Raw genomic sequence first — 12,405 nt, forward strand, 5'->3', positions numbered from 1 at the left:
GGCCGCCCGTTCGGTCAACCGGCCGTGGGCACCGCCGGCCGGCCGAGCAGCGCCCGCAGGAACGCCAGACCGGCCGTCGCCAGCTGGTCCTGGGTCGGCGCCAGCGGACGCCAGATCGCCGCCGCCGTGGCGATCGTGCGATTCTCCGCGGTGAACGACTCGATGCAGAGCGGGCCCGCGTAGCCCACGTCGTGCAGGGCGTCGACAATGCCCGTCCAGTCGAGGTGGTCGTTGCCCGGCGCGCCACGGTCGTTGGCGCAGACCTGGACGTGGGCCAGTCGCGGACCGGCCGTGCGGATCGCGGTCGGGATGTCCCGTTCCTCGATGTTCATGTGGAAGGTGTCCAGGGCGATGCCGGCCCCGGGGATGCCGTCGACCACCTCCAGGGTCTGTTCGGCGGTGTTGAGCAGACTGGTCTCGAACCGGTTCAGCGGCTCCACCGCCAGCGTGACGCCCTGCCCGGCGGCCTCTTCCGCCAGCGGCCGCAGGCGGTCGCGCAGCCGTCGCACGGTCGCCGCCCGCTCGTCCGCGTCGAGCCGCCACGTCCGGCCGACCGGCGCGTAGATCGGGCCGGCCACCACGCGGGAGCCGACCCGCGCCGCCGCCCGCACGCAGTAGCGCAGGTAGTCGCCGGTGCGCCGGACCACGTCCTCGTCGTCGACGACCAGGTCACGCTCGGGCGACATGGCCGCGCACACCGTCGCGGTCAGCCCCAGGTCGTCCAGGAGAGCCGCGGTGGTGTCCGGGTCCCAGTCGCCCGGGTTCTCGATGGGCAGCTCGATGGTGTCGAAGCCCCAGCCGCGGATCCGCGGGGCCAGCTCGGCCAGCCGGGCGTCGGTCAGCGGGGAGACCCAGATCCAGGTGTTGGCGCCGAGGTGATGCACACCGCGCTCCTAACAGCTCGTCGGTGCGTACCCCGGCGGGATTGCCGGGGCCGGGTCGCCCGTGCGGGACCGGCCGGGCCGGTCCCGCACCGGGCGGGCTACTGGTTGCCGCCCCACTCCTGCGGGAAGCCGGGCATCTTCTCGCAGCCGCAGAGCGCGTAGTGCAGCGGCGGCAGTTGCGGCAGCACGTACTGCCCGAGGTTGTCCTGGGTGATGGTCGGCTGGGGGAGCACCCACTCCTTGGGCACCTGCTTGCCGGCGAGGATGTCCAGGGCCGCCTGGATCGGGGTACGCCACTGGTAGGTCGGGTAGGTCGGGGCGATCGCGGTCAGCTTCCTCTCCTGCCACAGCCGCAGGAAGTCCTGCTGGTCCTCGCCGGTGATCACCGGTGCCGGCTGGCCGGCGTCCTCGAACGCCTCGACCGCCGCGACCGAGGTGGCCCCGGCGTCCATCCAGACGCCGTCGATGCTGCCGTAGCGCTCCAGGTAGTCGTTGACGATGGTCTTCACCTTGGCCGCGTCACCGTCGGTGAACTCGACCCCGACCACGTTCACGTCCGCCTTGTCGAAGACCACCTTCGCCGCCGACCAGCGGGTCTCCAGCACGTCCACGCCGGGCAGGATGCGCAGGGCGAGGATCCGGCCGTTCTTCTTGACCTTGTCGGTCAGGAACTCGGCGGCGGTGGCCCCGAAGGCGTACCCGCCGATCGGGTGGATGAAGGTCACCGGGCAGTCGGTGTTGACGCCCCGGTCGAAGATGATCACCGGCAGGCCGGCCTGGCACGCCTTCTCGACCGCGGGGGTGAGCGCGGCGGTGGTGTTCGGCGAGACGATCAGCGCGCTGCACCTGCGGCTCGCCAGCAGGCCGTCGATGTCGCTGATCTGCTTGTCGTCCTTGCCCTCGGCGTCGACCGCGGTCAGCGCGGCGATCTCGGGGTGCTGCTTCGCCTCGGCCTGCATGGTGGTCCAGCCGACCACCCGCCACGGGTTGTTCACCCCGGCGTTGGAGAAGCAGATGGTGTGCTTGCCGGACCTCTTGAACTTCGCGGTGTCGGTGAGCTGCGGGTTGATGGCCTGCAACCAGGGCTTGTCGGTCGGCCCGGTCGGGGTGGTGGCCCGCTGGGCGATCTGCTCGTCGTAGTCGGCCTGGACGAAGAACGACGACTGCTGCCCGGTGCCGCTGCCGGCCGGGCCCTCGTCGTCCTCCGGCGCGGTCGAGGTGCAACCGGCGGCGGCGACGAGGACGGCGACGCCACCGACGGCCAGCCGGGTCCGTATTGGAGGTCTCATGGGCTTCTCCTCACGACGGTTCTCGGGCGCGGCGTCAGCCGGACCGGCGCAGCCGGTGTGCGGCGTACGCGGCCGCGCCGATGATGATCAGGCCCTGCACCGCGTCGCGTAGCGACTTGGCCAGGCCCAGGAGGTTGAGCAGGGTGAACACCGATTGCAGGGTGAGCGCGCCGGCGAGGGCGGCGCCGACGCTGCCGCGACCCCCGCCCAGCACCGCGCCGCCGAGCACGACGGCGGCGATGGCCTGGAACTCGTAACCCACGCCGGCCTCGGCGGTGACCCCGGTGAAGCCGCCGAGCAGGATCCCCGCGACCACGGCGGCGAGACCGGAGATGACGAACGCGACCGTCCGTACCCGACGGACGTCCACCCCGGACAGGGCGGCGGCGCGCGGATTGCCGCCGGCGGCGTAGACCTGGTGGCCGAAGCGGCTGTGCGACAGCAGCAGCCACAGCCCGACGCCCACGGCGACCAGGATCAGCACCGCGTACGGCAGCTGGCCCAGCCCGGGCAGCTCGATGCCGAAGCGGCCGAACTGCCGGAAGTTGTCGGCCAGCGACCCGCGCGGGGCGCCGCCCGACCAGAGGAAGACCGCGCCGTTGAGCACCAGCAGCATGCCCAGCGTGGCGATGAAGGACGGCACCCGCAGCCGGGTGGTGACCAGGCCGTTGACCAGGCCGACCCCGGCGCCCGCGGCGAGCAGCAGCGGGATCAGCCACCAGGTGGCGGCCGGATCGCCGTCGGAGAGCCGAGCGGCCACCACCACCACGGCGGTGACCAATGCGCCGACCGAGAGGTCGAACTCGCCGGCGATGATGACGAAGACCTGCCCGGCGGCGAGCACCGCCAGCGGCGCGCAGCGGCGCAGGAAGGCCAGGAACGGGCCCGGTTCGACGAACGTCGGGTTGCGCCAGGCGATCAGCACGATCACCACGGCGAGTACCAGCCAGATCGGCGGGACCGCGCGCAGCAGGCGCCGGGCCCGCGCGCCGGCGCGCTCCGCGGCGGGCCCGGGCGGCGGGGCCACGGTGGCGGTCATCAGAAGCTCCCCTCGCTGCGCCGGCTGCGCGCCGCGTAGAGCGCCACCGCGCCGACGATGATCACGCCTCGGATCAGGGTCTTGAGGAAGGCGTTCACCTCGAACTCGTTGAAGACCTGGTCGATGACGGCCAGGATCAGCACCCCGGCGAGGGTGCCGGCCACGCTGCCCCGCCCACCGGCCAGCGCGGTCCCGCCGACCACGGCGGCGGCGATCGACTCCAGGTCGTACCCGCCGTCCGGGCCGACCCAGGGCGCGCCGGAGCGCAGCCGGCTGACCAGGAACAGCCCGGTCAGCACGGCGGTCAGGCTGCACAGCACGTGCGCGGTGACGACCACCCGGTCGGTACGGACCCCGGACAGCCGAGCCGCCTCGGCGCTGCCGCCCACGGCGTAGAGGTGGTAGCCGAAGCGGGTGCGGCGCAGCAGGTACCAGGCGAGGGCGACCACCGCCAGCAGCAGGAGCACCGCGACCGGCACCGGCCCGAGCGCCTGGTAGCCCAGCCCCTGGAACTGTCGGGGCACCGCGCCGGTGAAGTTGGTGAAGAGCGCGTTGAGGATGCCGCTCATCACCAGCGAGGTGCCCAGGGTGGCGATGAACGCGTTGACCCGCAGGCCGGTGACGATCAGCCCGTTGACCAGCCCCACCACGACGCCCAGCACCAGGGTGACGGCGACGCCGAGGGCCATCCGGTCCGGGTCGCCCTGCATCACGAAGGACGCGCCGACCGCGGTGACGCTGACCATGTACGCCACCGACAGGTCCAGCGAGCCGCCGATCAGCACGATCGTCTGGCCGACCGCGACCAGCCCCAGCGCCACCGACCGGACCGCCATGTTCTGCAGGTTCTCCACCGTCATGAACTGGCCGCCGTTGAGCTCCACCAGCAGCCAGGCCACCGCGAAGACCCCACCGAAGACCAGCCAGACCGGCGCGCTGGAGGCGGCGGCGGTGTCCAGGGGCAGACCGACCCGGGCGGGTCGCCGGGCCGTCGTCGAGGCGGTCACGCGGCACCGCCCGCACCGGTCGCGCCCACCGCGGCGGCCCGGCGGTCGGGCTCACCGGTGGCCAGCAGCATGATCTCCGCCTCGCTCGCGCCGGCCGGCAGTTCACCGGCGACGGTGCCCTCGCGCAGCACCACGATCCGGTCGGCCATCCCGATCACCTCGGGCAGTTCCGAGGAGATCATCAGGATCGCGGTGCCGGCGTCGGCCAGTTCGCGCATCAGCTCGTGGATGCTGGCCTTCGCACCCACGTCGACGCCCCGGGTCGGCTCGTCGAAGATCAGCACCCGGGCGCCGGTGGCCAGCCACCGGGCGAGCACCACCTTCTGCTGGTTGCCGCCGGACAGGTAGCGGACCTCCCGGGCGGTGGAGCCCCGCAGCCCCACCCGGTCGAGCAGGTCACCGAGCCCGACCCGGCGCACCGCCCGGCGTCCCAGCGCGCGGACGGCGAGCAGGCTGTTGTCGCGTACCGACAGTTGCAGCACCAGCCCCTCGGTCTTGCGGTCCTCGGTGAGCAGGCCGACGCCGCTGCGGATGGCGTGCCGGACCGAGCGCAGCCGGCGTACCCGCCCGTCCAGCTCGACGCTGCCGCTGGTCATCCGGGTCGCGCCGAAGAGCAGGCGGGCCAGTTCGGTGCGGCCCGACCCGGCCAGCCCGGCGAGCCCGGTGATCTCGCCGGCGCGCAGGTCGAGGTCGATGTCGTGCAGCGGCCCGGCGCCGGCCCCGCGCAGGGCGAGCCGGACCGGCCCGATCCGCTCGGGCGCGGCCCGGGGCGGGTAGTAGTGGTCCAGCTCCCGTCCGACCATCAGGTGCACCAGCGCCCGGGTGTCCACCTCGGAGGTGCGTACGGTGGCCACCCGCCGGCCGTCCTTGAGCACGGTGATCCGGTCGGTGAGGTCGAAGATCTCCTTGAGCCGGTGGGAGATGTAGAGGACGGTCAACCCGTCGGCGCGCAGCCGGCGGATCCGCTCGAACAGGGTGTCCACCTCGTGCGGGGAGAGCGCCGCGGTCGGCTCGTCGAGCACCAGCAGCCGCGGCGCGTAGGAGAGCGCCCGGGCGATCTCCACCAGTTGCTGCTGCGCCACGGGCAGCCGGCCGACCAGGGCCCGCGGCGAGATGAGGTCGTCGGCGCGCAGCGTGGCCAGCAGCCGGGTGGCGGCCCGGTCCATCGCCGTCCGGTCCACGGTGAACCGGCGGCGGGGCTCGCGGCCGAGGAAGATGTTCTCCGCCACCGTCCGGTCGGGCAGCAGGTTGAGTTCCTGGTGCACGATGCTCACCCCGGCGGCCAGGGCCTGGCGGGGGTGGTGGAACCGCACCGGTGTGCCGTCCAGTTCGATCCGCCCGGCGTCCGGCTGGTGCACCCCGACGAGGATCTTCATCAGGGTCGACTTCCCGGCGCCGTTCTCGCCCATCACGGCGTGGATCTCGCCGGGGAAGCACTCCAGTCGCACGTCGTTGAGGACCGGTACGCCGAAGAAGCTCTTGCTGATGCCGTGCATGCCGAGCAGGGCCGGGCCTCGCGCTCCGTTGTCATCCGTCATCCACGTCACCTCGGGGGGATCGACGACCGTGACATCGAACATAGGGAGACGTGAACGCCGTGTAAAGCAAAAGTTAGGCCCGAACACTCAATACTTTTGCAGTCCTAGTCGAAAGTACGGCTCGGTCGAGAGAAAGAAATCCGGGTTCGTCCACGCTGGACCGGCTATGCGGCCGCCGGGGCAACCCGGAACACCCGCCGCGCCCGCGCCGGGCCGACGGCCGTCGCGTTCGGGTCAGACGCCGGTCGGTTGCCGAACCCCGAACGCCGGGTTGCGCAACAGCCAGGCCAGATAGGTCGGATGCGCCGCCAGCGAGTCCGTGTACGCCGCCAGCGCCGTCTCCAGCACCAGCTCGGCGACCCGGGCGGCGGCGGAGTCGGGGTGCCAGCCCAGCAGCAGCCGCCAGCGCAGCGGCGTGCCGGCCAGCCGGCGGGTGACCAGGCCCGTCACCGGGCGGAAGGTGGCCTGGCACAGCGCCACCGCCTCCCCGGCGTCGACCAGGTCCACACAGCCCCGCACGTCCGTCTCGTACACCTTGCGGGGGGTGAAGCCGGCGCGCGCGCAGGCGGCGGCGAAGCAGTCGCCGAAGCAACCGTCGCCGGGCGCGGCCACCCACTGCTCGCGACGCAGCTCGGCCAGGCCCACCTCCTCGCGGTGGGCCATCGGGTGGGCCGCCGGCAGCAGCACCAGCACCGGGTCGACCGCCACCTCCCGCCAGCAGAGCCCGAACTCCGCCGATCCGGTGGCGTCGCCGCAGACCCCGGTGAGGGCGAAGTCGAGCCGGCCGCCGGCGACCAGCGCGCCCAGCTCGTCGGCGGACCAGGAGGCGAACGTGGTGATCTGGGCCTGCGGCTGCTCGGCGGCGAGCCGGTGCACCAGCCGGCCGAGGATCGGGCTGTTCACCCCGCCGAACCGGTACCGGCCCAGGGTGTCGTCCGCCCCGGCCAGCCGGGCCGCCTCGTCCTGCAGGCCCTTCATCGCCGGCAGCAGCACCCGGGCGCGGGCGAGCACCAGCTCACCGAGGGCCGTCGGCCGGGCGCCCCGGCGGTCCCGTTCGAACAACGGACCGCCCAGCGTTCGCTCGATGCGCTGCAGCTGAGCGGTCAGGGCCGGCTGGGCCAACCCGAGGGTCGACGCCGCCTTGGTCACGCTCCCCGTCTCGGCGATCGCGCAGACCACCCGCAGGTGCCGCAGCTCCAGGTTCATACCGTGACGGTAGGACCACCCGGGACCCGGCGGAAGGCCCCGAACGGATCGGCGTACGACGATGTCTTGCTCCGCTCAGTCGCCCGGCTGCCGCTTCAGGTCCGCCAGGTACGTCCGCCGGCCGGTCACCGCGTCGCGCACCTTGTCCACCACACCCACCGCCGGCTCGACGATCCGGTTCCACGGCGGGGTGGCCGGGGTGGCCGGGTGCGGCCGGGTCGGCGCCGCCTCCTCGGCGATCTCCCACCGGTTGCCCAGCCGGATCAGCTCGGCGTCGCTGGCCACCTCGCGCAGCGGGGTGATCAGCGCGGACACCGCCGCGACGTGCCGGCGTACCCGATCGGCGACCTCGGCCAGCGTCTCCTCGTCCGGACCGGTCAGCGACTTGAGCGCGGTGAGCAGGGCGGCGTCGGTCTCGATCACCCGGTCCACCCGGTCGGTCTCCTCCGGCAGCGCGGCCCGGGCCGCGGGGAGCAGGTACTGCTCCTCGGCGGAGAGGTGCCGGGACACCGCGGCGGTGAGCACCTCCACCACCGCCCGGCGTCGCTCGGCGGGCAGGTCCGGGTCGGTGGCCTGGTCGGCGAGGCCGAGCAGTTGGCGGTGCTCGGCGTCGGCGATGTCGGCCATGCTGCGGCCGCCGGGCCGGTAGGCGTCGTCGGCGGTGGGCGGCAGCGGCGGCAGCGGGACGGTCATGGTGCCCTCCTCGACGGGCGGCCGTAGCGGGGGTCGACGGCCGGGGACCAGGGCGGTGCGGGGACGCCAGCGCGGTACCCGTACCCGAAGATCACGAAACTCCGGCGGCGGGCGACCGGCGGGCGCACCCCGCCGGACCCGCGCGCCGGGCGGGCCGCCGCCGCGGCGCCGCCGGCTGGTAGAAAGAGGCGGTGACGAGCGACCACGCCTCCGCCCGGCCCGACCCCACCGACGAGGTCGTGGAGCTCTGCCGCGACCTGCTCCGGATCGACACCACCAACACCGGCGACAACGCCACCAGCGCCGGGGAGCGCCGCGCGGCGGAGTACGTCGGGGAGAAGCTCGCCGAGGTCGGCGTCGAGTCGACGCTGCTGGAGTCCGTGCCCGGCCGGGCCAACCTGGTCGCCCGGATCCCGGGCGCCGACCCGGGGCGGGGCGCGCTGCTGGTGCACGGCCACCTGGACGTGGTCCCGGCCGACGCGGACGAGTGGTCGGTGCACCCGTTCTCCGGCGAGCTGCGCGACGGCTACCTCTGGGGCCGGGGCGCCATCGACATGAAGGACTTCGACGCGATGGTGCTGGCCGTGGTGCGGCACTGGCAGCGCACCGGCGTCCGCCCGCCGCGTGACATCGTGCTGGCGTACACCGCCGACGAGGAGGCCGGCAGCGACTACGGCGCGCACTTCCTCGTCCAGCGGCACCGGGAGCTGTTCGACGGTTGCACCGAGGCGATCGGCGAGGTGGGCGGCTTCTCCTACTCGATCAACGAGAGCCAGCGGCTCTACCTGATCGAGACGGCCGAGAAGGGCCTGGACTGGTTGCGGCTGCACGCCAAGGGCCGCCCCGGGCACGGCTCGTTCATCCACGACGACAACGCGGTGACCGCGCTCGCCGAGGCGGTCGCCCGGATCGGCCGGCACCGCTTCCCGATCACCGTCACCCCGACCGTGCGGGCCTTCCTCGAGGAGGTCTCCGACGTGCTCGGCGTGGAGCTGGACCCGGACGATCCGGAGACGGCGATCGCCAAGCTCGGCCCGATCGCCAACATCATCGGCGCCACCATCCGCAGCACCGCCAACCCGACCCGGCTGGCCGCCGGCTACAAGGACAACGTCATCCCCGGCCGGGCCACCGCCACCATCGACTGCCGCAGCCTGCCGGGGCAGTCGGAGATGCTGGAGCGGCAGCTGCGCGAGCTGGTCGGCCCGGACATCGAGATCGAGTACATCCAGCGTCAGCCGGCCCTGGAGACCACCTTCGACGGTGACCTGGTCGACGCGATGTCGGCGGCGCTGCGCGCGGAGGACCCGGGCGCCCGGCCGGTGCCGTACATGCTCTCCGGCGGCACCGACGCCAAGGCCTTCTCCCAGCTCGGCATCCGCTGCTTCGGCTTCGCCCCGCTGCGGCTGCCGGCCGACCTCAACTTCTCCGCCCTGTTCCACGGCATCGACGAGCGGGTGCCGGTCGACGGACTACAGTTCGGCGTGCGGGTCCTCGACCGGTTCCTGCGCGACTGCTGACGGCGCCGGCGCGGACCCACCCTCCCCATCGCGAAAGGGAATTCCTCATGACCGACCAGCACGGTGAGCTGGACGTCGCCCTGGAGCGGGTGATCGACGCGGCCCGGGCCCACCTGGCTGCGGTGCGCGCCGCCCAGGGCCGGATCGACGACGACGACGTCTGGCAGGCGTACGTCGCGTTGAACAACGCCTCGTACGCCTACGACGAGCAGTTGCTGGACGCGTTCGGTGAGGTCACCCCGTGGGACGTCGAGTCGATCGACCCCGACGAGGCCGACGAGCGCTTCGGCGGGGTCGAGGACGTGGAGGCCACCGACCCGCACCCGAGCGTCATCTCGGTGCGCCAGCGCCGCGACTACCGGGTGCCCAGCGTCTCGGCGCTGATCCGGGTCGCCGAGGTGGCCCGGCGCGAGGGCACCCCGGAGGAGGACGAGCCGGCCCCGGTCGAGGGCGTCGGCGAGGCGGTGCTGGAGCTGCTGCAGAGCGGCGACGGCTCGCTGAGCGCGCTGGACGTGCCGGAGCTGGAGCCGCTGGACGGCGTGGTGATGGTCAGCGAGGTGGGCACGCCCGTCGACCTGGAGTCCTTCGACGACGACGATCCGGTCGGCCCGTTCCAGCCGGCCGCCGACGACCGCCTCGTCGGTCGGCTCGACGAGCACCCGTTCCTCGACGTCGACGTCGAGCACGACCACGCCGGGCACCAGCACTAGGCCGCGTCACCCCGGGGCCCGACCGTCCGGCCGGGCCCCGGGGCCGCCGGCTCGTTCCCGGGTACGCCGCGCGGCGTACCCGGTCGCCGTCAGTAGGACAGGCCCGGCTGCGGCTGGTTCACCCGACGGCGGCGCAGCACCACCTTGCGCGTGCCGTCCCGGAACAGCTGCACCCGGGCCAGTTCCCAGCCGGAGAACTCCGCCTGGATCGCCAGCTGCGCCGCGGCGGTCAACCGGTCGACGTTCGGCGGCAGCCGCAGCGGCGCGTATTCGTAGTCCATGGACCTATGCTGCCCAGCCCGGACGCGCCGCGCCACCCTCCGGCGGGTGACCCGTGCCGCTGTCCCCGCCGGGACTGTCGGCGTCCCGGGCGGGACGCCGGGTTTCCGCCCGGTCGGCCACAATGTGCCCCGGACGACCGCCCCCCGGCGGTCGACGACGGGGGAGGTACGCCGGTGCCCGGAGCGTGGGACCAGATCAGCCGGTTGACCGCGACCGCGGCGCAGCGGGCGCGCACCGTCCGCGACCGGGCCCGCGAGCTGCGCGAGGAGTTCCGCACCAGCGACGAGCCGGAGCGGCTGCTGGTGGCGCCGCTGGTCCCCGGGCAGGAGGTCCGGTACGTCGGGTTGACCGGGATCAGGACCCATGAACTCCACCGGCTGGGCGCGCAGTTCGCCGACCGGATGGGCGACGAGTTGGCGGAGGTGATGGACCCGCGGACGCTGTTCGGTCTGCTCCAGATCGCCAACCCGGTCGTCTGGGTCGACGCAGTGATCGCCCCGGTCCGGATGGCCGCGCAGGCGCTGATGCTGCCCGCCAACGCCGCCGCCGCGGCCACCCTCCCGGCGCTGCCCGGTTCCGGTCCCGACGAGCCCGCCGCGGCCGGTGCCGGCCCGGACCCGGCCGCCCCGCCGCGCCGGCCGGTGCCGCTCACCCCGGAGCAGGAGGCGTTCCGGGCGGCGTTCCGGCTCAGCCGCTACCGCCCGCTGGCCGACCAGCTCGCCGAGATCGCCTACCGGCGGCGGTACGTCTTCAGCGGCGAGCTGGCCAGTCTCGCCGGCAGCCTGCTGCTCTGCCTGGAGCGCTACACGGGCACCCCGCTCGCGGTCACCGACACCCACCTGCACCTGCTGCGGATGGGGATGCGCCCGGACGCGGAGAAGCCGGACCACCGGCGCCCCCGGCTGCTGTGGAGCGTGGACCGGCGCCGGATCGTCCGGATCGACTGCCACTACGGCGCCACCCGGATGATCCAGTTCCCGACCACCGTCGTCTTCGACGACGGCTCCTGGATCCGGGTGCTCAACCCGGCGCACCGGGAGGACCAGAACCGGTTCGTCGCCGCGGTGCGCGGCATCCCCGGGGACCGTCGGGGCTGACCGGGCCGGCCGGTCGTCGACGCGGGGTGGGTCAGCCTTCCCGCTCGGGATAGCCCACCGGCACCGCCGAGACGTCCTCCAGCGCGGTGGTGATCTCCTCCGGCAGGGTCATCCGCTCCACCTGGAGCGCGCCGAGCAGCTGCCCCACGGTGCGGGCGCCCAGGATCGGCGCGGTCACCCCGGGCCGGTCCCGGATCCAGGTCAGCGCCACCTCGAGCGGGGAGACGCCCAGCCCGCCGGCGGCGATGGCCACCGCCTCGACGATGCTGGAACAGCGCGGCTCCAGGTAGGTGGCGACGAACCGTTCGAAGTGCGCGGAGGCGGCGCGCGAGTCCGCCGGCCGGCCGTGCCGGTACTTCCCGGTCAGCACCCCCCGCCCCAACGGGGACCAGGGCAGCACGCCCAGCCCGAGCGCCGCGCAGGCCGGCAGCACCTCCCGCTCCACGCCCCGCTCCAGCAGCGAGTACTCCACCTGCGCGGCGACCACCGGGGCCCGTCCCGGCCAGGCCGCCTGCCAGGCCGCCGCCCGGGCGGTCTGCCAGCCGGAGAAGTTCGACACCCCGACGTAGCGGACCCGGCCGCTGGACACCGCGTGGTCCAGCGCCGCCAGGGTCTCCTCCAGCGGGGTGTCCGGGTCGTACCCGTGCACCTGCCACAGGTCGACGTGGTCGGTGCCGAGCCGGCGCAGCGAGGCGTCCAGGGTGCGCAGCAGGTGCCCGCGCGAGCCGTCCCGGCGCCGGCCGCTGCCCGGTCGCAGCCCCGCCTTGGTGGCGATCAGCACGTCGTCGCGGGGCACCAGGGTGCCCAGCAGCGAGCCGAGCACCGACTCTGCGTCGCCGTCGCCGAAGACGTCGGCGGTGTCGACCAGGTTGCCGCCCGCGTCGAGGAAGCTCTTCAACTGGGCGGCCGCGTCGTCGGCGTCGGTGTCCCGGCCCCAGGTCATGGTGCCGAGCGCGAGCCGGGAAACCGCCAGCCCGCTTCGGCCGAGCGGTCGCTGCTGCATGAATGAACCTTATTTCGAACCCGCCGTCACCGATATCCTCGCTCCCGTCAAGTTCCCGTCCCCCTCCCGCCTGGCGCGAGGCGGGCGGGGTGAGCCGGTGATCGGCTCCACCGCCGCCATTGCGTACCCTGATGCGA

Annotated in this window: 12 protein-coding genes; 3 read left to right on the forward strand and 9 right to left on the reverse strand. The window is 73.8% G+C overall.

What is annotated here, in order from left to right; translation table 11 throughout:
• Nucleotides 1–14: 14 nt before the first annotated feature.
• The 7 genes from V6U79_RS04880 to V6U79_RS04910 all read right to left on the reverse strand — a co-directional run bounded on the left by V6U79_RS04880 (nt 15) and on the right by V6U79_RS04910 (nt 7,656).
• Nucleotides 15–884: a sugar phosphate isomerase/epimerase family protein gene (locus V6U79_RS04880; RefSeq protein ID WP_334530305.1), complete on the reverse strand. Its 870-nt coding sequence runs from the start codon at nt 882–884 to the stop codon at nt 15–17.
• 98 nt (nt 885–982) lie between these two features.
• Entirely contained in the window at nt 983–2,173 is a 1,191-nt protein-coding gene (locus V6U79_RS04885; RefSeq protein WP_334530307.1) for an ABC transporter substrate-binding protein, read from the reverse strand.
• A 34-nt stretch (nt 2,174–2,207) separates the two neighbouring features.
• A complete protein-coding gene (locus V6U79_RS04890; protein WP_334530309.1) occupies nt 2,208–3,212 on the reverse strand; it encodes an ABC transporter permease in 1,005 nt (334 codons plus the stop codon).
• Nucleotides 3,212–4,219 carry an ABC transporter permease gene (locus V6U79_RS04895; protein WP_334530311.1) on the reverse strand — a complete coding sequence of 336 codons (1,008 nt, stop codon included), beginning with the start codon at nt 4,217–4,219 and terminating at the stop codon, nt 3,212–3,214. The genes V6U79_RS04890 and V6U79_RS04895 overlap by 1 nt, the downstream gene beginning before the upstream one ends.
• On the reverse strand, nt 4,216–5,757 hold the full coding sequence (locus V6U79_RS04900) for a sugar ABC transporter ATP-binding protein (RefSeq protein WP_334613614.1): 1,542 nt from the start codon (nt 5,755–5,757) through the stop codon (nt 4,216–4,218). The genes V6U79_RS04895 and V6U79_RS04900 overlap by 4 nt, the downstream gene beginning before the upstream one ends.
• Before the next feature lie 234 nt (nt 5,758–5,991).
• Entirely contained in the window at nt 5,992–6,963 is a 972-nt protein-coding gene (locus V6U79_RS04905; protein WP_334530317.1) for a LysR family transcriptional regulator, read from the reverse strand.
• A 75-nt stretch (nt 6,964–7,038) separates the two neighbouring features.
• Nucleotides 7,039–7,656, reverse strand: a complete 618-nt coding sequence (locus tag V6U79_RS04910; protein WP_334613615.1) for a hemerythrin domain-containing protein — start codon at nt 7,654–7,656, stop codon at nt 7,039–7,041.
• A gap of 191 nt (nt 7,657–7,847) precedes the next feature.
• Between V6U79_RS04910 and V6U79_RS04915 the strand changes: the two genes are divergently transcribed.
• Both V6U79_RS04915 and V6U79_RS04920 read left to right on the forward strand, forming a co-directional pair.
• Nucleotides 7,848–9,176, forward strand: a complete 1,329-nt coding sequence (locus tag V6U79_RS04915; protein ID WP_334613616.1) for a M20/M25/M40 family metallo-hydrolase — start codon at nt 7,848–7,850, stop codon at nt 9,174–9,176.
• A gap of 47 nt (nt 9,177–9,223) precedes the next feature.
• On the forward strand, nt 9,224–9,886 hold the full coding sequence (locus V6U79_RS04920; protein ID WP_334613617.1) for a hypothetical protein: 663 nt from the start codon (nt 9,224–9,226) through the stop codon (nt 9,884–9,886).
• Between the two features lie 89 nt (nt 9,887–9,975).
• Here V6U79_RS04920 and V6U79_RS04925 read toward each other — a convergent pair whose 3' ends face one another.
• Complete coding sequence (locus V6U79_RS04925) at nt 9,976–10,167, reverse strand: DUF5703 family protein (protein ID WP_088646215.1); 192 nt, start codon at nt 10,165–10,167, stop codon at nt 9,976–9,978.
• Nucleotides 10,168–10,341: 174 nt separating this feature from the next.
• Between V6U79_RS04925 and V6U79_RS04930 the strand changes: the two genes are divergently transcribed.
• Complete coding sequence (locus tag V6U79_RS04930; protein WP_334613618.1) at nt 10,342–11,265, forward strand: hypothetical protein; 924 nt, start codon at nt 10,342–10,344, stop codon at nt 11,263–11,265.
• A gap of 31 nt (nt 11,266–11,296) precedes the next feature.
• On the opposite strand, the gene V6U79_RS04935 is transcribed toward V6U79_RS04930, so the two are convergent.
• Nucleotides 11,297–12,268 (reverse strand): aldo/keto reductase, encoded by a 972-nt coding sequence (locus tag V6U79_RS04935; protein ID WP_334530336.1) that lies wholly within the window; start codon nt 12,266–12,268, stop codon nt 11,297–11,299.
• Nucleotides 12,269–12,405: the final 137 nt, after the last annotated feature.

Origin of the sequence: Micromonospora psammae (assembly GCF_036902725.1) — a bacterium.
Classification (GTDB): Bacteria; Actinomycetota; Actinomycetes; order Mycobacteriales; family Micromonosporaceae; genus Micromonospora.

Bases quoted from the DNA above. Each gene is read 5' to 3' on its own strand.
- V6U79_RS04920 (WP_334613617.1), top strand. From the start codon at position 9,224: ATGACCGACCAGCACGGTGAGCTGGACGTCGCCCTGGAGCGGGTGATC.
- V6U79_RS04925 (WP_088646215.1), bottom strand. From the start codon at position 10,167: ATGGACTACGAATACGCGCCGCTGCGGCTGCCGCCGAACGTCGACCGG.
- V6U79_RS04910 (WP_334613615.1), bottom strand. From the start codon at position 7,656: ATGACCGTCCCGCTGCCGCCGCTGCCGCCCACCGCCGACGACGCCTAC.
- V6U79_RS04885 (WP_334530307.1), bottom strand. From the start codon at position 2,173: ATGAGACCTCCAATACGGACCCGGCTGGCCGTCGGTGGCGTCGCCGTC.
- V6U79_RS04890 (WP_334530309.1), bottom strand. From the start codon at position 3,212: ATGACCGCCACCGTGGCCCCGCCGCCCGGGCCCGCCGCGGAGCGCGCC.
- V6U79_RS04905 (WP_334530317.1), bottom strand. From the start codon at position 6,963: ATGAACCTGGAGCTGCGGCACCTGCGGGTGGTCTGCGCGATCGCCGAG.
- V6U79_RS04935 (WP_334530336.1), bottom strand. From the start codon at position 12,268: ATGCAGCAGCGACCGCTCGGCCGAAGCGGGCTGGCGGTTTCCCGGCTC.
- V6U79_RS04900 (WP_334613614.1), bottom strand. From the start codon at position 5,757: ATGACGGATGACAACGGAGCGCGAGGCCCGGCCCTGCTCGGCATGCAC.